This window comes from Ochrobactrum chromiisoli (assembly GCF_026241335.1).
GTDB classification, from domain to species: domain Bacteria; phylum Pseudomonadota; class Alphaproteobacteria; order Rhizobiales; family Rhizobiaceae; genus Brucella; species Brucella chromiisoli.
The window spans coordinates 20,288-39,290 of sequence record NZ_JAPHAV010000010.1 but is presented as its reverse complement, the minus strand read 5'-3'; the positions used below and the strand labels follow the sequence as shown (position 1 = coordinate 39,290).

The following is a 19,003-nucleotide window of genomic DNA, read 5'->3' as shown; positions in this document are numbered from 1 at the left end:
TGAACCTAAAACTGGAAAATCGGGGTTCGGCGACCCGCCCGACATGCGAACCGCCCTAAAGAAAAACACGGTGGCGATGGCAAGAACAACACACGCGGCGCATCGCGGAAGCCGCAGCAGGCATGAAGAAGACCCGGGCTGCAAACGGCAAGGCGAACACGCCGCAGCGACGCTTCCCCAGCTTTTCTGCGCAAATGACCATTCCCCCTACAGACAGCTTCAACGCCCAAATTGGATCACCCCATTCAACATGCGTGAGGACACGCACCCCGCATAAAACATCGCCCTGCGCCATCAAAACGAGATGCTGGTCGATTGTGCCTTTTAATCTCGCCCACCGGCCATTCAACAGAATATTGGTAACAAATATGTTATAGTAAGAATATTTTGTAAATATAAAACGTAAATAACCTACAATAACTTGTAATATAATTTTATATTACTAATATTATACATTAATGATTTAAAATAAAAAGGATCACTCTTCTACTAAAGCAATCATTTTATGATTTTGATTTTTCGTGAATATTAGTAATGCGAAATTTACAAGTCATAACCGTTGCTTCAGAGCAAAGGTCTGGCATGCACCCAAATACGGGAGCAGACGATTTGGGTCCTGAAGACACGTCTGCCATGACAAATAGCCTGTGCAATAATGAAAAATGACGTAACAGCCGCGCCAGGAGATCCAGGACACCGACGACCTGCTCCCTGTTTCACCGATTGATTCCCATGGTGAAATCACTGTTCCCAATAGCCGCCAGCGGCCTACCCAATCTTGGCGGCTGTTACTTTCTTATAAGATCTGCATCGGCTATCCAAACCAGTCAACAGTATCTTGCACTTCGTTTCCCATGAAGAACTTGGCCCATCATGCCTCCTGCCATTCAATGAAAAATAGTGCACCATCAAAGTTCGGGATCAAACACCTAGTTGGCCATGGTATCGGCGAGAAAGTCGATCAGAACCCGGGCAGCCATGGGAAGATGTTGCCGCGACGCGTAAAGCGCATGAATACCTAATGCTTCCGGCTGCCATTCTGCCAACACCACCTCCAGCTTGCCATCCCGAACGTCCTGATCGGCTGCGAATGTCGGCAACATGGCTATGCCCATTCCGGCGATCGCGGCTCGCCGCAGCGCCAAGGCATCATTGGTTTGGAAGCTTCCGGCAACAGGCACCGCGATCTGAACGCGCCCGTTCCCCAGCGTCCACTCGGCGCCACCCAGGTTGGTATAGGTCAAGCAGTAATGTTCTTTCAAGTCTTCCACACCGCCGGGTTGCCCATGAGCCTTTAGGTAGGCAGGCGCTGCATAGAGCTGTGACGGGCATGAGCCCAGTCGCCTCGCGATAAGTGAGGGGTCGAGAGTGTTTGCAATCCGGATGGCGACATCAATCCGGTCCTGAACAAGATCAACCGGTCGGTCGGAGATTAGAAGGTCAACCTTGATGTGCGGATAATCGCCAGAAAAATTTGCCAGCAGCGGGATCAGCAACGCATCGGCCAGAATGCTCGGTGCCGTAACTCGAAGTCGGCCCCTTGGTGTTCCCGCATCCATTGCCACATCGGTGATAGTGTCGGCGATCCGGACCATTTCCTTGCATAATTCAAGGACCCGCTCTCCAGCCGATGTCAGGCTGAGCTGCCGGGTCGTGCGGTGCAGCAGCCTCGTGCCCGACCAGCCCTCAATAGAGGCGATATAGCGCGATGCCATGGCTCGCGACATGCTAAGAGCTTCGGCGGCTGCCGTAGCACTGCCGCGCTCAACCGTCTCGATGAACACGCGTGCTGCCGTGATCCTGTCCATGCCATTCGCTCATTTTATGCAACACTGTGTCGACCTTAGCGCCGTTTATCTCCGCTCTATGCAACAGTATATATGTCCTAAACAAAAGGACACCGCAATGACCCACACTATTGAACTCCAGTATTTCTTCGATCCATTCTGTGGCTGGTGCTACGCCAGCGCACCGGCCTTGGAAGGTCTTGCCGGCAAGTTTCCCGGCGCATTGCGCATGATGCCCTCGGGCCTGTTCTATGGCAGCCGCCCCATCTCCGCGATATCAGATCATGCCTGGCGCAATGATCAACGTATCCAGTCACTGACCGGCCAGCCATTCTCAGAGGCCTACCATCAGAACGTTCTGCTCTCTTCCACCGGTATTTTTACTTCAGCGCCCGCGACGCTGGCACTTCAGGCTCTGGGCGAGCTTGAGGCACCGCTCGAGCCTGCTTTCCTGCATGCGGTCCAGCTCGCCCGCTATGTCGAAGGGCACGACACGGCCAAAGAAAAAGAAGTTGCCAAAGTGGCCGTCGCGGTCGCCCGCAAACACGGCTTTGAGCTGGCTATCGAAGGGGTTTCTGAACGCTTGAAAAACGATGTCGATCTGCGCGAACGCACCCTCGAACGCATGGAGGCGACGCAGGCCCGAATGCACGACTTGGGCATTCAAGGCGTCCCGCAACTAATCGTTGTCGTGGACGGTCGGCCAATCCAGCTCAATGGCGACGTTCTCTATCAAGGCTCCGACCGTTTGTTGGCAGCGATCGAAGATTTGACTGCTTCCGTGCAACCGACCAGCAATGGGTAGAACCATGAAAATCGCTCTAATCGGTGCTTCGGGCCAAGCAGGCTCGCGCATATTGGCCGAGCTCTCCAACCGCAGTCACGACGTCTCCGCAATTCCCCGCGCCCCCTCCAAGATCGCTGCGCTTTCTGGTGTCACCGCTGTGGCCGGCGACATCGAGACGCCTGCTCACGTCTGGCAGCGCTTCACTGTGAGCTATTAGGCCTAAATCTTCTGACATCACAAACCAGCGCGCGCCGGGGGATGCCGCCATAACTATATAGTTGGCCCCGACATTTCCTGCTCTAATTGAATCATTAGAGATGCTCTAATGGCCAAAGCGTGCTGGTGAGAAAGCGTGCGCTCTTTCGGAAGACGTATTATTGATCGCATCAAGAACCATTTCGGCAGTTTTAGGGGCGGTGGCGATCCCAATATGGCCGTGACCAAAGGCTGCAATAAGTCCTGGATGACGTGTGAGTTTACCGATCACCGGAACCCCGTCTGCGGGCGACGGGCGATGCCCCATCCACAGTTTGAGATGTTTTAAATCCTGCTTTGCTAGATTGGGATAGCTTGACAAAGCATGTTTTAACAGCACCTCTGAACGTCGCCAGTCAGGAGCCTTGTCAATCGTTGCAAGTTCAACCTGACCGGAAAGCCGCAAGCCCATATTGGTCGGCGTATTTCCCATTCGCCCTGTACTCGGCATAATAGGAATATCAAAAGGAACTTTCTTCATCGGGAGTGTGACGTGATAGCCCCGTTCACTTTGCATGGGCACATGCATGCCAAGATCGCTCATAAGGCGTCTCGAATGAATACCGGCGGCAAGCACAATATAATCGGCGGTAATACTTTCATTGTTGTCGAAGACGACACGTGGCGAAACACCGGTAAGTATCCTGACAACATTCATGCGCACGCGATGGACGCCCGCTTTTTCCGCCTGTGTAGCAATACCTGCGACATAGGTCCCGGTATCGAGACAATGGGCACCTTCCTTCACATGAATGGCAAAGCGAAAATTGCCCCCAAGCGCGGGAACATGTTCGCGAAGCTGTACTTCTTGCCATTCGTCAAAAACAACGCCGTTATCGCGCCGCAGCTGCCAGCTAAGCGCTTCAGCTTCAAAGGCAGCACGATCAGGATAGGCGTAAAGCAAACCCTTCTGCACGATAAGATGTTCCTGCCCCGTCTTGCTGGCCAGCTCAAGGTGGCGTTTCGGCCCATCATGAAGCAGCCAATTGAGCTTGGCCGCAGTTTTTGTCACCCGCGATTTTGTGGCGCCTGCGAGCAGGAAACGCAAAAGCCATGGCGTCAACCTTGGAACCGATTTCCAATCAAGGGTCAGTGGCCCGTTGCGATCGAGCAGAAATCCGGGAACCTTCCGCCATAGTCCCGGAATGCTCATGGGAATAATAGAAGCTGGGCTGATCCAGCCCCCATTGCCATAGCTTGCGCTTTGCTCGCCCCCTGGTTCTGAACCGTCGCAGAGTGTTACTTTCAGACCGGCTTCGGCGAGCCGCAATGCGGTTGTGGAGCCAATAATGCCAGCTCCGACGACAATAACATTGGCTGTCATGACATTTATCCATTCTGCGCGTGCATTTATGCGAGACCACCGTGGAAATGGCTTAGAAACTCTCGGGTTTCTGCTTTCTGGGGCTGATTAATCACCTGACGAGCATCGCCGGTTTCAACAACGTAACCGTCCTGCATGAAGATGACCTTGTCAGCGACATCACGGGCGAAAGCCATTTCGTGGGTCACCAGGATCATCGTCATGCCCTGCTCCGCCAGCTGCCTGATAACCGCCAGAACTTCACCAACCAACGCCGGATCGAGAGCCGATGTTGCCTCGTCAAACAGCATCACATCGGGCTGCATCGCGAGCGCCCTTGCAATCGCAACACGCTGCTTCTGACCGCCTGAGAGCTGCTCTGGTCTGGCGTCAGCACGGGCTGCAAGCCCGACCTTGTCCAATAATTCCATGGCCAGCTGACGTGCTGTTTTTTTGTCCTGTTTAAGAACCGTAACCGGTCCGATCATGACGTTATCGAGAACGCTCATATGCGGAAATAAATTGAAGTTCTGGAACACCATTCCGGTATTGGCGCGGAATGCCGCGAGATATTTGTCCTTGAGTAATACGTTCCCTGACGAAAAATCTATCTTCTGCTCACCGATTGCGATGTACCCGGCATCGGGCAACGAGAGCAGATTGAGACTGCGCAGCAATGTCGATTTACCGGAGCCGCTCGGCCCAATCAGCGCCACAACCTGCCCACGCTCAACGGTAAGGCTTATATTGCGCAGCACTTCAATGTCGCCAAAGGATTTTTTCAGCCCACGCACTTCGATCATCGGTTCAGCATTCATGGTTTATCTCCACGAGGATTGCCTGCTTGATACAGTTCGTCATTTCAGCTTCCCCTCCAATCCATGGGCGAGACGTGTCAGAGGAAACAGAACTGCAAAATAAAGTACGGCAATCAGGGTATAGGTTTCGAGCGGTCGATAAGTTGCAGAGGTGACAAGCTGACCCTGATAAAGAAGATCGGGAACAGCAAGAACCGACAAAAGCGATGTGTTCTTAAGCTGCAAGACTGACTGATTGACCAGCGGCGGAACCATACGGCGCAGCGCCTGTGGCAGAATAATCTTTCCCATAAGCTGGCCGCGGCGCATACCGATGGCGCGCCCGGCATCCCATTGCCCCGCATCAATCGAAACAATACCACCACGAATGATTTCCGCGTAAAATGCGGCACCATAAAAGGTGAGTGTGATGAAAGCCGCCATAGCTGGCGAAATTTCAAATCCAACCAGCATGGGCAGGGCATAATAACACCAGATGAGCTGCACCAGTACAGGTGTACAGCGGAAAATCTCAACCACTGCCATGATAGGTGCGGTGATGATCTTATTGCCGGAAAGCCTGCCGAGGGCAAAGACCGTGCCGACTATAACACCGGAAATGACGCTGATAATCGTGAAGCCAACAGTATAAGCTAGCCCCTGAACGAATAATCCCCGATATTGCCAAAGGCCGGAAAAGTCCCATTGATAGTCCATTAATTCACTCTTTCTGACACCCCGGCAAAGGCACGGAGAGAAGTTGAGCCGAATAGCCAATGCCCAAGTGACAGCACATCAAAAACCGGCACGCCGCATTCCTTAGCCACGGCTTGTGCAAATGGCGGCATGTTCGTGCATTCAAGAACAACGGCACCCAGATTTGGCTCGCGTGACTTCAGTTCTCGTGCGGCGCCCAGTATCTCCGCCTCTAATGCCATACGGTCGTAATTCCCGCTGCCTTCAATCAAGTCGCGAAACGCCCCCCCATTTGGCATACCAATCCGGGGTGTATGGATATCGGCCCCACAGGCCGCAAAAATCGCCGCATCCAGGCTCGTTTCATCATAGGTAATGACGCCAACTTTGCGTTTCTGCCCAATCAATGCACCAACCATCGGCAATTGCAGCAAGCTGGAAGTGGCAATCGGCACTGATAATTTAGCACTCAGTGTGCTTTGATGTCTGGCCATAAAACCACACGACGTTACCAGTGCGCTGCACCCTTCAGCGATCAATGCTTCGCCTGCAACAACGAAGTCATCAATCAACCCCACCCCACCTTGGCGGATGATTTTGTCGGGCGATGCACCGCTGACTTTCTTGAAGCGTACTCGCATTTCCCAAGATGCCGGATTGCCAACATCTCCAGGCGGCCGCGGGAAACCGGTGTCAAGCATGATGACACCGAGTGAATTTTTCTGATGATGCATGATGGCTGCCGCTTTAGAATTTAAGGGTTGGCGGCAGGTCAGATGGTTGTACACCAACAAGTGATAAACTATTGACAATCCACTCGTTTACCTTGCCCTCTTCCCGACGCTTTTTGAGCCAGACATCAACGTAATCACGGAACTCGCCCTTTGGATCCTTGCGCACGCCGATAGTGGTTGGCTGGCTATCTTGCGGTTCTGGTACAAAAACTTTGTAGTTCGGACCAAGCTTGCGCGCTGTCACCACTGACATCAAAGCGACTTGCAAGATTGCATCCGCTCGGCCCGACTGGAGCGCAATCACTGTTTCTTCCGCACCTTTGAGAGCAACAAGTGTACAGTTTGGAAGCGTCTTGCGGGCAAATAGATCCTGCGTTGAACCAAGATCGACAGCGACACGGATTTCAGGCTTGTTCAGCTGTTCCCATGTTTTAATATCACGGTCTTTATTTGCGATCACCGTGAACGTGTTGTCCATCATAGCCGCCGTGAAATCAACGGCCTTGGCGCGCTCAGGATTGTTGCTCAATGCAAACATAATGTCGATCTTGCCGCCTTGAAGATCCATAACGGAGTTGCCCCAAGTGGTTTCGACCATTTCAAGCGGAACACCGATATACTCCGCAAAGTCCTTGCCCATGGAAACGCAGAAGCCGTTCCATTCACCCGTGATGAGGTCTTTCTGATAGTATGGCGCGGTGCCGTTAAAAACACCAATGCGCAGGGCGCCGCGGTCCTTGATGGATTTCAGCGTCGCACCCTCATCAGAAGCCCATGAAAGGCCCGGTGCAACCATCATTGCTATACCACCCAGAAGCGTCGCCCGCATAAACTCACGTCTGTTCATTGTTGTTTCCCTCATTATGGAATCGGCTTGATTATGCACGTATGACTGCAAAGCTGCCTTCCCTATTAATTTTATTTGAAAGCACGACTGAATAACTGATGTTCTCAACGCCCTCGATTTGCGCAAGTTCTTCTATGAGCGCTTCAAGATCTTCAAGAAAGCCAACATGTACATGGCAGAAAATATTTGCAGGTCCACTGACCGCGTCAGCCGTCAAAATTTCTGGATAAGCTCGCAGGGTTTTAAAGAGCCTTTGCAAAACTCGCTGCGATGCATTGATAAACATATAAGCCGAAATGCTATTGTCATCTCGCGCGCGACGAACAATCGCCCGATAGCCAAGGATAACGCCGCGTCGCTCAAGACGGCCAATCCGCTCCTGAACGCTCGACCGAGCAAGACCCACGCGCCGGGCTAGCTCGCTTGCAGGCAAACGCGCGTTTTCTTCCAGGATACTGACCAGATTTCGGTCGATACTATCACCGTAGTCCATCGTGTTCCCTTATGTTTATTTTTTAGAGAGAATGCGGCTCTTTTTCATCAAATAAAAGCATTGAAAATTGGATTAAGCATGACTTAAACTCATGACGAAATTCCGAGGAAATCCGATGCGCCGCTTTCTTCCATCTCTTTCTGCGCTACACGCTTTTGATGCTTCCGTGCGTTATCTAAGTTTCACACGTGCATCCGAAAATCTCGGCATGACGCAAAGCGGCGTTAGCCGCCAGATTCAAAATCTTGAATTGTTTCTAGGGCTTAAGCTTTTTGAGCGCGCGGGCCCACGTCTGGTTCTGACGGAAGAAGGGCAGAGCTATTACGAAGAAGTGTCACGCATCCTGGCAAAGCTTGAAGAAGTCTCAATGGACGCGGTGCGTGGATACAAAACGCAAAGCTTGCTCAAGATCGGGCTACCGCCAACACTGATGCGGAAATGGGCGCCGGGCATTATCAGCGCCATCGCCAAAACGCATCCGCAAATATGGTTTGAAGTGTTTCCCTGCACCCATGACCTAGATTGGAGCAAATCCGACCTTGATCTCGCTCTCCTGCGTGGTATCGGAAACTGGGTGAATGTCCGCAGCCACCTGCTCTTCCCTGAAGAACTTGTGGTCGTCGGTTCTCCGGATATTGTTCCTGAAAACGGACTGGCAGGAGATGTCGAACTGCTCGACTTTCCGCTCATTCAAAACTCAAACCGGCCAAGCCTTTGGCTACACTGGCTGCGCGGTGCCGGCATCCATTACAATAAGCGTATTTTTGGACCGCGTCTGCCAACGCATGACATCATTATCGAATGTGCTGTCGCCGGTATGGGCCTTGCCATAGCGCCCAGAATTTTCGTGCAGGATGAGTTGCGATCAGGAAAACTCAAGCTTGCGCTTGATCGTGTGCAAACATCGGGAGAAAGCTATTTCCTCTGTGTGGCACAGGCCCGTCAGGGTTCCAAAAATGTTCACCTGTTTCGCGACGGTTTCATAGCAGAAGCGAAACGCCACAGACACTCTCTGGCTGCGGCGTCGCAAATTCAGGCGTAAGAACGCTCAACAGGCTTAAAATTGAGCGGGTCTTCGCCGCGTTTTAGAATCCATGAATAGACCGGCGGCACACGCTCGGCGATCGATTCAACATGGACATCTATAAAACAGGGGCCGTCATTCCAAGCAAACGCTTCCGCCATCGCATTATCGAGTTGATCTGCCGTCTTGGCAGTCCAGGCCTTCAGGCTATAGGCCTCTGCAATTGCCTGCCCCTTCGGTGCCAGAAAATCCACGCCGAAACATTGATTGTGCCCTTTGAGACGATGCAGACCTTTGATCCAGCCAAAAGTGCCATTGTTAAATAGGATAAGGATCGCTGGTACCTGTAAACGCACCAGCGTTTCAAGCTCGCCTACCGTCATCCCAAAAGAACCATCGCCAAACAGCCCGATGGGGCGTTTGTTGGGATCGGCGCGCCATGCACCCACCGTTGCAGGGAGAGCTGAGCCCAGTCCGCCGAAAGCGCGGGGAATGGCAAAACGTGTTTCGCTGTCGTTGATCTTGAGAAAACGGGTCATATAGGGTGTGGGCGTGCCTGCATCCGAATAGATCAGTGCCGGTTTTCCAGACTGGCGCAGCGCTTCGTTGAAGGAACGCACGGCGCGCTCAGGGCGCAAGGGAACACGTTCATCGCTAAGAGCTTCTTCGGCATGTTCCCAGAACTCGCGGCGATGCGCATTCAGCTCCTCAATCCAGCGATCGTGTTTTTCAGGCTCAATAGTCAGCTCAATTTGCAGTAACTCATCCATAACCAGCAACGCATCACCTTGAATGGAGAGCAGGTTTTCATAGTTGTTAGCCATAATTTCTGGCGAAATATCAATCTGCGCGAGGCGTCTATTGAGTGTGATCTTCGGGAAAGTCCAACCGATTGTCACCACAGAACCGATGCGCGAACCGACAAAAAGCGTGAAGTCGGAATGTTCCAGAGCCCAGTTGGCATGCGGATGATAACCGTTATCCCCAATCACGCCGATGGCGAGACGGTGATCGTCATCAATAGCCCCCTGACCGGTCATCGTCGTGCACATGGGAATACCATAACGTTCGGCAAACTTGGTAATCAACCCGCCCGCATGGGCACGGTTGACACCGCCGCCTGCAACAATCAAAGGACGCTCAGCCCTGGCAATCAGTTCCACTAGTTCGTAGAGCTTCTTTTTTGGCGGCAGCGTCGGGAAAGCCGGGAAGGTTTTGCACTCTTCTTCCACATGCAAGGATATTCGGGTCGGATCGACATCCGCAAGCAGCATATCCTCAGGTATTTGGAGATGCACCGCGCCCGGTTTTCCGGAACAGGCGACACGGAACGCACGACGGATGATTTCTGGCAGTTTCTCGGCTGATTTTACTTGCACCGAGAGCTTTGTCACCGGTTCAAAGAGTTTGGCGCAGTCAAGTTCGGTCAGAACACCACGCCCTTCGCCCGGCAGCGGGATGTCGATCGTCAGCAGGATAACCGGGATAGACGAGCCGTTTGACTCAGCAACGGGCGGCAGCGAGTACATGGCACCTGCGCCCGACGGACATTCGAAGACCCCCGGCTTATTGGAGAAGCGTCCATAGGCATCAGCCATGTAGCCGGCAGAACGTTCATCGCGTGCCATGATATGACGGATTTCGCCTTCGCGTTGTTGCAATGCTTCATAGAATGGAACGTTGGTATCACCGGGCACCCCGAAGATTGTCTCAACTCCGTAGCCAACCAGCATTTGCACCAAAATATCCGCGCCACGCATTCCACCACTCCTTCAGAATCTGATGAGCTGAGAATAGACGCAATCGCTTTCGGCATGGACCGTCGTATCGCCGGCCATGTCCTATCGACACCGACGAAACGCAGGCACTGGCGGAAATAAACGGCTAACGTATTTCCAGCGAAAATGCGAAGCAGTTTGTGTTTCTATCGCCAGCGAAATCAGGTTTTTGCTGGCGATAGATTCTTCTGGGTGGGGATTAGAACTTTACGCTGAGCCTGGCTTTGCCAGAGTTCTGAGTAAAGTTCGAACCATATTGCCCGGAATATTCGAGCCCCAGCGTCGTCTGTTTGCCGAGATCGATATCAAACCCTGTCTTGATGATTGCAGCATCCTTGGCAATTGGATCACCTCCCACTTCAAATACTGTTCCGGCATCAAAGGCGGCTGCCACCGTTGGGACGGTATCGCCATAGGCATGCTGCCAACCAACCGTAGCGTTTAGCTTGGCATTCATGCTGTGGAACACGACTGGAGCAGAAGCGCGAAGACCAAGCGTGGTGAACGCGGCCGTCGTCGTTTCTTTTCCAATATGGAGGGCTGCATTGCCGCCATGCTCATTGAACCGGTCGGTCTGCAGACGAACCACCGCAACATTCGCAAATGGCTCTATCGCTGTTCCGTCCAGATCGAAACGGTGAGATAATTCACCAAATGCTTGGAATGCATTTGCATTGTAATCAGCATCAAGGCTTTCAGAGAACCCAGGGAATGCAACGAAGCGGTCGGTTTCGATCTTGTACCAGCTATGGGCGAGACCTGCCTTGAGCATGGTTTGGTCCCATTGCGTACCACCATAAATACCAAGATGATAATTGTCGCTGTGGCCCGACGAGCTGCGATCATTCACATCAAAACTGGTACGACTATAGCTCGCAAGTGCGCCTAGTCTCCAGTTTTCAAAGACTTCTGCATCATAACCAGCGACAAAGCCGCCGGTCGATTGCTTCAACTTGCCAGCATTTCCATCGGCTCCGGTTTCACTCCATTGACCGAGCGCTTGCCCCCAAATTGCGGCGCGCTGCGCAGAATCCGCATCCGTTGCAATAGCAGACGTATTTTCATCTCTGCCAAAGGCCGCGCCGATACGATCCATAGCAGCATTGCGAATGATGGAGCTGTCGTTAATAAGTGCAGTTCTGGTTGATGCGTGGATTTCTCCTGAAAGCGCATTGAATGCGCGCCGTGCATCGTCTGCGCTCTGTTGCATGACCACCGTATCGTAAACAGCATTACCTGCGCCAAGAGCCTCGACCGTTACCGCTACAGACTTCTGATTGCTTGTCTTTGCTGGGGCAGTGAAATCGACAGCGTTACGAGCAATGTCGAGGTAAACTTTGTTAGCATCGTAAGCCAAACCAAGGTCCACAAATGGCATGTTCTGAGTGAAATCGCTAAACGAGCCCATGATGCCGCCTTCAGCACTCAAAATGATATAGCGTTTACCCGGCATATAGGTGCCTGCTGCTTTTTCGACATAGACCTTTGCGCCGCCAAGCGTTGCAGTTCCACTGACATCGATACGATCGCTTTTACCGGAAGCGTCGATTTCAGCGACATAAGTGGCTGCTGCATCAAATGTCAGATCGCCAGCAACCTTCAGTGTACCAATGGAATTGCCAGGGGCAATGACGCTGCCAGCTCCGGCATAAAGTCCGCCGACAATGCCTTCACCGCCAAGATAAGCCCCTTTTTCCACGCTGACCATGCCGCCAAGGAACGCATTGGAATGGGATGCATCGCCAATGATGAGCCCACCCTCTTTCACAGTGGTTCCACCCGAATAAGTATTGACGCCGTTCAGAACCAAAACACCTGCGCCTGATTTGCTAAGACTGCCTGTACCATCGATATCGCCGTCGAAGCGCGTATTGACTGACTGGTTTATGGCCACTGCTGCTGAGCCAAGGCTCAAAGCACCGCCCTCGCCCGTGAGTGATGACATGGTCACATCAAAATTGTTGAGATCAAGCTTTCCGCCATTCACAACAAAGGCAGTATTGTTGACAAACGAGCCTGCAGCGCCAGCCTGAAGCATGCCAGCTTCAACCAAAGTACCGCCCGTATAGCTGTTGGCCTCACCGAGAACCAGCGTACCGGCTCCGCGCTTGAGCAAAGCGCCTTCGCCCGTGGCTTGCTGCAACAGCGTAACGCGATTATTCGCGTCAGCAATATCAATCCAGCCAAGCCCTTCAAGGGACACTGTGCGATCAAGTGTTTTCATGTCGCTACCAGTGATACGCAAGCCACCGTTGATCAGGCGCAGACGAGCATCAGCATTTCCCAAGGCTGCATCTTCATTGACAAGGATCGTCCCTCCGTCGGTTACGGCTGTTTCCCCGATGAACGAGTGATCATCAATGCAATAGTCCTTGATTGCCTCCTGGAAACGTGCATCCGTACTGTTGCAGTTAAGCAGCGTCTTCTTTTCTTCAAGTGTCAAACCATCGATGATTGGTTTGCCGTCGTCATCCGAAATCTGACCGAGATAAAGATCTGTGCGCTGATTGTTTCGGGTAAGAATGAATTCTTTGTTCTTGTCTTCGAAACCATAAGCTCCCGCCCCCCAGACAAGACGCGTTTTGCTGGCGCCGTTTTCTGTATAGGTTTGAAGCTGTGGGCCAACCCAGCGAAAATCATGTGCGACCGGCTCGTGATCGGAAATTGGTGTCTTGGTGCCATCCGGCCTGGTAACAAAGATATCCTTGACCACACCTGTATAAGGATCATTGGGATCATCGACGATTGCGTACCACTTGCCGAACGGTCGCGAAGCAAGGAAATGATCGATTTTGGCGCGGTCCCAGCTTGCCCAAACATTGGTCGCGTCTTCGCCTGCCGACGGCCATGTGGTGCTGCCATCATTAAGTTCGTGAGGCTTGAAACCTTCGCGGATCGCATCGGTCTGAAGCAGCATATACTGCTTTTTGAGCACATTCATCGTAACAGGCGTGTTGTTATCAACCGGGTAGGTTTCCTCTAAGAGACCAACATCCTTGCCTGCTTTATAGGCGCTAGAAAGAGCATCGCCCCACTCCTTCCATGACAGATTGTCGATGTTTTGTCCGGGATACGCGTCCTGAATCACTGCACGCATCGTCGACTGGTTGGCATTGAGAACGTACTGCCGCGACAGGTCACGATAAAAAGTATTGCCGTCTGACTGCTGCATCAGCCGGATCTGCGCATCAACGTGATGAAGGCCACGCTCAGAAACGTCACCCGCGTTAAAATCACCCAGCACGATAATTGGCTGCGTGGAACCTTTCGCCCAGTCATTGAGCGCTTTCGCTTCGCTAACGCGACTGTTCGAGCTGTCAGCGTAATCGAGATGAACCGTACCGATCATCGTCTGCGGGCGGGAACCTTGAGCATCAAGCTGGGTATAGCTAACGTAGCGGCCTTGCGTTGTCCCTCCCAGATTAATTGTACCGAAGGACCCCGGCAAACGGGATATAATACCTACATCACTGACCTGCACATTCCCATACTTACCGCGACCGGCAGTTTCGAGAAAATCTGGTATGCGGGTGACGTAGGTGCTGTTATTGACTTCCTGCATTCCAAGAACATCGAAATTAGCGGCAGCCATGAAATCCGCTATCAACTCCGGATTTTGCTTGAATTTATTCCAGATGTTGAGCGTCATGACGCGAATGTCATAGTTTTCCGCGGCATGTGCTGGAGCAGCGGCAATGCCTGCAATTGCGACACCACATAAGAGCCGTCCAGTCAAACCCAGAAATTTTCGGCTACTCTTTGTTGTTCCCTGTGCCATCCCTCAGTCCTTTTCTAGGAAAATTCTTCCCATCCATCACTGTGACAGCTGAATTGATCATTCAACGTCACCTGATGCTGAAATGACAGAGTTCAATGTCACTTTTATTACATTTCTCTCGCCATCTGGATTTCGATATTGGGATTTTGATATTTTCGAACAATAAATGTCATTAATATTACATTTTTATTTGCTACCAATTCAGTTAGATGCTTGCTGTCTAACCCTACAATTTCCTTGCCTATTTCAACCCGAGAATGACAGATGGATCTGAGCAACCAACCGCAAAAGGATGCGACGGCGAGCATGAGCGAACTTTCTGGATCCGGTGGCACGAAGAAGGAAATACGGCAGCAGATGCTGCTGCAATGGATTGAGAACAGCCATTATGTTTCTCTTGAAGAGATCGCCGGGCGATTCCGCGTCACCACACAGACGGCGCGGCGTGACATTGCTGATCTGGAGCGTCAGGGCAAAGTCAGAAGGCTGCATGGTGGCGTATCGCAACTCGCTCCGCTTGATCCGATAACCTATCGTCAGCGCAGACATGACAGAACAGATGAGAAGGCGCGCATTGCCGAAGCTGTTGTGGCGCTCATTCCTGACAACGCCACTATTTTTCTTGACACCGGCACCACATGCGAAGCCATTGCCAATGCGCTTATCGGCAAAACACAGCTACACATCGTCACTTACAGCCTGCGATCAGCCGCCATTATTAGTGAGAAAACGGATTTCACGCTCGCTGTTCCCGGCGGTTTCGTAAGGCCTATCGATGGTGGAATGTTTCAGGAAGATACGCCGGATTTCATCCGGCGCTTCAAGTTTGACTATGCAATCATTTCCGTCAGTGGCGTCGATGATGACGGCGACCTTTGCGACGACGATCACACAGAAGTAGCTGTCGTTTCGGCAGCTCTCCGACAGGCTGCGCACAAACTGCTCGCAGTAGACAGCTCGAAATTTGGCAAACGCGCCATGGTGAAACTCGGTTCAGTTTACGACATTACAACGGTCATCACAAATGAGAGACCGTCCCCGAATTTATCCAGTATACTTGAGCAAGCCAACATCCCGGTAATCCTCTCATCATAAGGGCACTTCTGGATTGCACTGTAAGCAACCGAACGTGAACGCCAATTATGAAAGGGAATGTAAGCCGGAACAGGCTGTTGGTACGGGGATGGGTTTTGCGTTGGGTAGTGCGTAAAAACAGGTTGATCATCTCTTGATCAAATAAAATTGTGATTAAAATTCTGGTCTTTAGTCAAAATCGTTGAAGGAAGCAACAATTCAAAAAATAAAGACCAGCATTTTAGCCTTACAGATTGATCAAACTCTTCTGGCGTCCCTATATGCCTTTTATTTTTAGTAAATTTTCATACAGGTCTACCAAAGATTTATCTACACCGCCGTCATGTATACGTTGATGAAGCTTATCAAGCTCATCCCATTGACTGACCTCGCCATCCTTTGGATTGGCAATCCCCTCCAGCATATCTGCTAACTCACTGGCGATTTCAGAATCTGATGTTCTATCGCCACTGTCACTGACAAGAGCGTAATTGGTAACGCACTCGCATATTCTGTCGGCAGTGGCAATTGCCGGCAACCATGCCAGCGCTTCCGTACTCGCAGGCGGAGGCTCTGAGGTTGAACGCTGAAGTTGAACGCGCAAATTGGACAATGCGCTGTAAGCGGCATGCCGTTTTATCGCGCTTTGATCAAAAATTTGAGGCGCGGCATCAGCTGTATCCGTTGAATTCAAAGCGGTACTGCGCAGATAATCTGCAATCATCACAAGAGCTTTGGAGAAGTTGGACTTAATTGATTTATCTATCGATTTTGGCCAAATGAGATAACCAAAAACCAGAACTATGCCCGCGCCAAGTACTGTATCGGTAAGACGCTGGACCCCATAATTGACAGTCGGGCCCGCCACGATCAAATCCATCAGGATAAGTATCAGCGGTGTCAGGAAAGTGCATTGCAAAGCATACCCTTTAAGCGCCGCCCACGGCATAACAGCGCTCAGAATTGCGATCACAAAAACCAGATAAAAATCCTTCGGCAAGATCATAAAGATCGCCGTCGCAATCAATACGCCAATAAATGTCCCTGCACTTCGCTGCACCGCCCGCACAAAAACCGATCCAAAATCCGGCTTTAGAATAACGGCCACGGAAAGCGGTATCCAATAAGAACGATAACCGGGCGCTGTAAACTCAGCCACCATCGCGATCAACATGCAGATTGCAAGCCGGATCGCAGCACCCACAACTTCAGGCCCCAGCAGCAATCGAGCCTTCAATCGGGAAAAACTGAAACCCGGCTTAGAGCGATCAAGCGAAAATAAATGCAGCAGAGAAAGTGATTGGGCAGATTGCTTAGGTGACCATATAATGTCGGATAACTGCGAGACATTATACATCAGCGGATTATTGTTCTGACTATCAATCTGCATCGGGTTCGGCGCGGCCTTATACATGATCGCTTTCGCCAGAAATTCCAATCGATCCGCAACGTATTTCAATAGAGTGGTGTTGTCGGAGGATGCACTTAAAAGAGCGGCTATCCGATCCGTTATGGAAAGAATATTCGCGCTCCAGTCTCTGGCAACCGAACGCCCATCCGCCTGAAGCTGATTATGCATCAGGGCTGCATATGCTTTTGACTGCGCATTATGGACATCGCGAATAGCCGTTTCAACACTGGTGTCACCTGGCCTTGCCTGGATGAGGGTCCGTGCAAGATTAGCCAGTGCGTCAAGCAGGCCTGATACGATCTCACGCTCCGGTCTCTTGGGACTCACAAGTGCTTCGACTGCAAGCAAAGTGGCGGCAAAGGCTGCGCCGCTGGCAAAAAGCGATGGCATCAGCCAGACTGACGCTGTCGAATGAACATGTGCCGCCACAATGGTCATAACGAGCATTTGAAGAGCACCAGCCGAAACCGCTGCGCCATAGCCACTGATCAAGCCCGACAGCAACGCAACCACCACAACACCTGCAATTGTCGCAATACCGTGACCGCCAATCAGCGAACCCATGAGATAACCGCTCATCCCCATAGGGGTCGTGATAAGCATGCGGCGAAACCGGGCAAGATAAGGATCGTTCTTTTCACTTATGCCCGTAAGCAGGCCACCCAGACAAACGAGCATTGCCGGCACAACATGCCCAGTCAAAAAGCCGATGCTCATCGGCACAGTGGTTAGCAAAGTCAATCGCAGCGAATGTCGCCACGGCCAATAAGGCGCGGGCGAAATCTGAGCCAGATTGCGTAACCATTGCGCCGGTTGATATGCCATGAATTACAACACTTCGTTTTTATCGTCGTAGAGCGGATTGAGAGCATTTCCAGCAAAAGCGCGAAGCGGTTTGCGCGGGATAATGCGTGAAAACAAAAAGATAGAGCATTTCCAATGATTCAATCAAAGCAGAAAATGCTCCAAGAGCGCCAAGCGGATTGAGCCGGAACGGCGCTCTATTGTTTGCGCTACCGATTAATGCCGATGATTAATCGGTAATCTGATTGATACTGCTACTTGAGCAGCATATCCGTTGCATCAAGCGTGTCTATTGATGAGATTTTATCCAGTGGCGCAACCTTAAGGTCCCCCTGCGCAAAAAGGCGATTCAGATCAAACTTGATAAAATTGATTGCATCATATGTGCGCACATAGAAGTCATTGTTGGTCAGATCGCCAAGCACCGTCCATGACGTATATTCGGTTTTGTATTCCTGACCACCTGTCGCTGAGAAACCTTCAATATCCAGTCCACCCGACTGCGGAGGATCAATAGTGATGCCGCGCGGACGATCAAAGTTATTCATGATATGGCCAAGCGCACGGATTGCTTTTTCTGGCGCAGTTTTTTCTGCAAAGGTTGAATAATAAGCAGCGCGCACAAAACGTCCCACGGATGTATTGGAAGCCGGCAATCCAGCCGTTGCAATCCCTGAATCCGGCTGCGAAACCTGCAAGTCCCCAAACTTGCCTGTCGACTGATCAAGATTATTCAGGAACGTATAATTGTTAAGATTGGTCAAATGCCATGTGAACTCGGGCCCGTTGGTCATCACCCCGACAGGGTTGTCATACACATTCTGCCGATCACTCGAAAACTCAATGACGATCGATTTGCCAGTGCGATCATGCACCACAAAATGGAAAGGCGTTTTTGCACCGTGTAACGGTACGAGTGACGTCAAAATCACTGTGTTTTCAGTCAATGCTGCTTTTACTTCAGCGGCTGTCGCGAACTGCGCCAGTGTCCATGCGCCAAGATCAATTGCCGCAAGCATTGCTTTTGTCTTGGCCGCATTATCGGCAGGCCCTGATGCACCTGCGAAAGCAAGCACGCTGAAAGTCAGACCGGCTTCATTCAGACCCTCGACAATTTTGAGATCAGCGATGCTTCCATTTGGAACAGCAATCGCAAAAATCCCGTATTTGCTCTGAAACTCCAAAGGATCGTGACCATCAACCACTGATGAGAACTGGTGGCCTTTCGGGATACTGGCGACCACGTATGGCAGCTCCATCGACAGTTCCATCGTACGTCCTGCATAGGCACCACCACCAGCATCGCGGAACAAAAGAGCCGTACATGCAAACCATACATCGTGGGGGATCTGATAGGTTGACACGTCCGAAAGAAATGGAACGACTGTTGAGATAAAAGACACTTTTTACTCCCCTTAGACGCTGATTTTTAATG

At 51.5% G+C, this 19,003-nt stretch carries 14 protein-coding genes and 1 pseudogene; 4 read left to right on the top strand and 11 right to left on the bottom strand.

All coding sequences use genetic code 11. The annotated features are described in order from the left end of the window. Positions 1-929 precede the first annotated feature (929 nt). Positions 930-1,808, bottom strand: a complete 879-nt coding sequence (locus tag OPR82_RS16450) for a LysR family transcriptional regulator (protein ID WP_265986059.1) — start codon at positions 1,806-1,808, stop codon at positions 930-932. A gap of 97 nt (positions 1,809-1,905) precedes the next feature. On the opposite strand from OPR82_RS16450, the gene OPR82_RS16445 reads away from it, so the two are divergent. Beyond that, positions 1,906-2,592, top strand: a complete 687-nt coding sequence (locus OPR82_RS16445) for a DsbA family protein (RefSeq protein WP_265986058.1) — start codon at positions 1,906-1,908, stop codon at positions 2,590-2,592. Positions 2,593-2,596: 4 nt separating this feature from the next. After that, positions 2,597-2,755: pseudogene (locus OPR82_RS16440) on the top strand (NAD(P)H-binding protein); the annotation flags it as partial. 141 nt (positions 2,756-2,896) lie between these two features. Here OPR82_RS16440 and OPR82_RS16435 read toward each other — a convergent pair. Genes OPR82_RS16435 through OPR82_RS16410 form a run of 6 tightly spaced genes read right to left on the bottom strand, consistent with a single transcriptional unit; the run spans position 2,897 to position 7,699 of the window. Then, positions 2,897-4,153 (bottom strand): NAD(P)/FAD-dependent oxidoreductase, encoded by a 1,257-nt coding sequence (locus OPR82_RS16435; RefSeq protein ID WP_265986056.1) that lies wholly within the window; start codon positions 4,151-4,153, stop codon positions 2,897-2,899. A gap of 26 nt (positions 4,154-4,179) precedes the next feature. After that, positions 4,180-4,950, bottom strand: coding sequence for an amino acid ABC transporter ATP-binding protein (locus tag OPR82_RS16430; RefSeq protein ID WP_323054562.1), 771 nt, complete (start codon positions 4,948-4,950; stop codon positions 4,180-4,182). Between the two features lie 39 nt (positions 4,951-4,989). Next, a complete protein-coding gene (locus tag OPR82_RS16425; protein WP_265986054.1) occupies positions 4,990-5,646 on the bottom strand; it encodes an amino acid ABC transporter permease in 657 nt (218 codons plus the stop codon). After that, complete coding sequence (locus OPR82_RS16420) at positions 5,646-6,359, bottom strand: aspartate/glutamate racemase family protein (RefSeq protein WP_265986052.1); 714 nt, start codon at positions 6,357-6,359, stop codon at positions 5,646-5,648. Before OPR82_RS16420 ends, OPR82_RS16425 begins: the two co-directional genes overlap by 1 nt. Before the next feature lie 13 nt (positions 6,360-6,372). Continuing rightward, entirely contained in the window at positions 6,373-7,206 is an 834-nt protein-coding gene (locus tag OPR82_RS16415; protein WP_265986051.1) for a transporter substrate-binding domain-containing protein, read from the bottom strand. 31 nt (positions 7,207-7,237) lie between these two features. Then, positions 7,238-7,699, bottom strand: coding sequence for an Lrp/AsnC family transcriptional regulator (locus OPR82_RS16410; RefSeq protein WP_265986050.1), 462 nt, complete (start codon positions 7,697-7,699; stop codon positions 7,238-7,240). Positions 7,700-7,814: 115 nt separating this feature from the next. Between OPR82_RS16410 and OPR82_RS16405 the strand changes: the two genes are divergently transcribed. Then, entirely contained in the window at positions 7,815-8,741 is a 927-nt protein-coding gene (locus tag OPR82_RS16405) for a LysR substrate-binding domain-containing protein (protein WP_265986049.1), read from the top strand. Here OPR82_RS16405 and OPR82_RS16400 read toward each other — a convergent pair. Together OPR82_RS16400 and OPR82_RS16395 are read right to left on the bottom strand one after the other, a co-directional pair. Then, a complete protein-coding gene (locus tag OPR82_RS16400) occupies positions 8,732-10,483 on the bottom strand; it encodes a thiamine pyrophosphate-binding protein (protein ID WP_265986048.1) in 1,752 nt (583 codons plus the stop codon). The genes OPR82_RS16405 and OPR82_RS16400 overlap by 10 nt on opposite strands. Before the next feature lie 217 nt (positions 10,484-10,700). Next, the gene (locus OPR82_RS16395; RefSeq protein WP_265986046.1) at positions 10,701-14,279 is read right to left on the bottom strand and encodes an autotransporter domain-containing protein; all 3,579 of its coding nucleotides are present in this window, start codon (positions 14,277-14,279) and stop codon (positions 10,701-10,703) included. A gap of 264 nt (positions 14,280-14,543) precedes the next feature. Between OPR82_RS16395 and OPR82_RS16390 the strand changes: the two genes are divergently transcribed. Next, positions 14,544-15,374: a DeoR/GlpR family DNA-binding transcription regulator gene (locus OPR82_RS16390; protein WP_265986044.1), complete on the top strand. Its 831-nt coding sequence runs from the start codon at positions 14,544-14,546 to the stop codon at positions 15,372-15,374. Positions 15,375-15,630: 256 nt separating this feature from the next. Here the strand turns inward: OPR82_RS16390 and OPR82_RS16385 are convergent, their stop codons facing one another. Both OPR82_RS16385 and OPR82_RS16380 read right to left on the bottom strand, forming a co-directional pair. Then, positions 15,631-17,154, bottom strand: a complete 1,524-nt coding sequence (locus OPR82_RS16385) for an FUSC family protein (RefSeq protein WP_407673270.1) — start codon at positions 17,152-17,154, stop codon at positions 15,631-15,633. Between the two features lie 668 nt (positions 17,155-17,822). Further along, entirely contained in the window at positions 17,823-18,971 is a 1,149-nt protein-coding gene (locus OPR82_RS16380; protein WP_265986043.1) for a linear amide C-N hydrolase, read from the bottom strand. Between the last annotated feature and the right edge of the window lie 32 nt (positions 18,972-19,003).

What these genes read in the sequence shown, in the direction of transcription:
- OPR82_RS16425 (WP_265986054.1), bottom strand. Translation starts at nt 5,646, where the DNA reads ATGGACTATCAATGGGACTTTTCCGGCCTTTGGCAATATCGGGGATTA.
- OPR82_RS16435 (WP_265986056.1), bottom strand. Translation starts at nt 4,153, where the DNA reads ATGACAGCCAATGTTATTGTCGTCGGAGCTGGCATTATTGGCTCCACA.
- OPR82_RS16420 (WP_265986052.1), bottom strand. Translation starts at nt 6,359, where the DNA reads ATGCATCATCAGAAAAATTCACTCGGTGTCATCATGCTTGACACCGGT.
- OPR82_RS16410 (WP_265986050.1), bottom strand. Translation starts at nt 7,699, where the DNA reads ATGGACTACGGTGATAGTATCGACCGAAATCTGGTCAGTATCCTGGAA.
- OPR82_RS16395 (WP_265986046.1), bottom strand. Translation starts at nt 14,279, where the DNA reads ATGGCACAGGGAACAACAAAGAGTAGCCGAAAATTTCTGGGTTTGACT.
- OPR82_RS16415 (WP_265986051.1), bottom strand. Translation starts at nt 7,206, where the DNA reads ATGAACAGACGTGAGTTTATGCGGGCGACGCTTCTGGGTGGTATAGCA.
- OPR82_RS16385 (WP_407673270.1), bottom strand. Translation starts at nt 17,154, where the DNA reads ATGCCATCGCTTTTTGCCAGCGGCGCAGCCTTTGCCGCCACTTTGCTT.
- OPR82_RS16430 (WP_323054562.1), bottom strand. Translation starts at nt 4,950, where the DNA reads ATGAATGCTGAACCGATGATCGAAGTGCGTGGGCTGAAAAAATCCTTT.
- OPR82_RS16450 (WP_265986059.1), bottom strand. Translation starts at nt 1,808, where the DNA reads ATGGACAGGATCACGGCAGCACGCGTGTTCATCGAGACGGTTGAGCGC.
- OPR82_RS16445 (WP_265986058.1), top strand. Translation starts at nt 1,906, where the DNA reads ATGACCCACACTATTGAACTCCAGTATTTCTTCGATCCATTCTGTGGC.
- OPR82_RS16390 (WP_265986044.1), top strand. Translation starts at nt 14,544, where the DNA reads ATGGATCTGAGCAACCAACCGCAAAAGGATGCGACGGCGAGCATGAGC.
- OPR82_RS16400 (WP_265986048.1), bottom strand. Translation starts at nt 10,483, where the DNA reads ATGCGTGGCGCGGATATTTTGGTGCAAATGCTGGTTGGCTACGGAGTT.
- OPR82_RS16405 (WP_265986049.1), top strand. Translation starts at nt 7,815, where the DNA reads ATGCGCCGCTTTCTTCCATCTCTTTCTGCGCTACACGCTTTTGATGCT.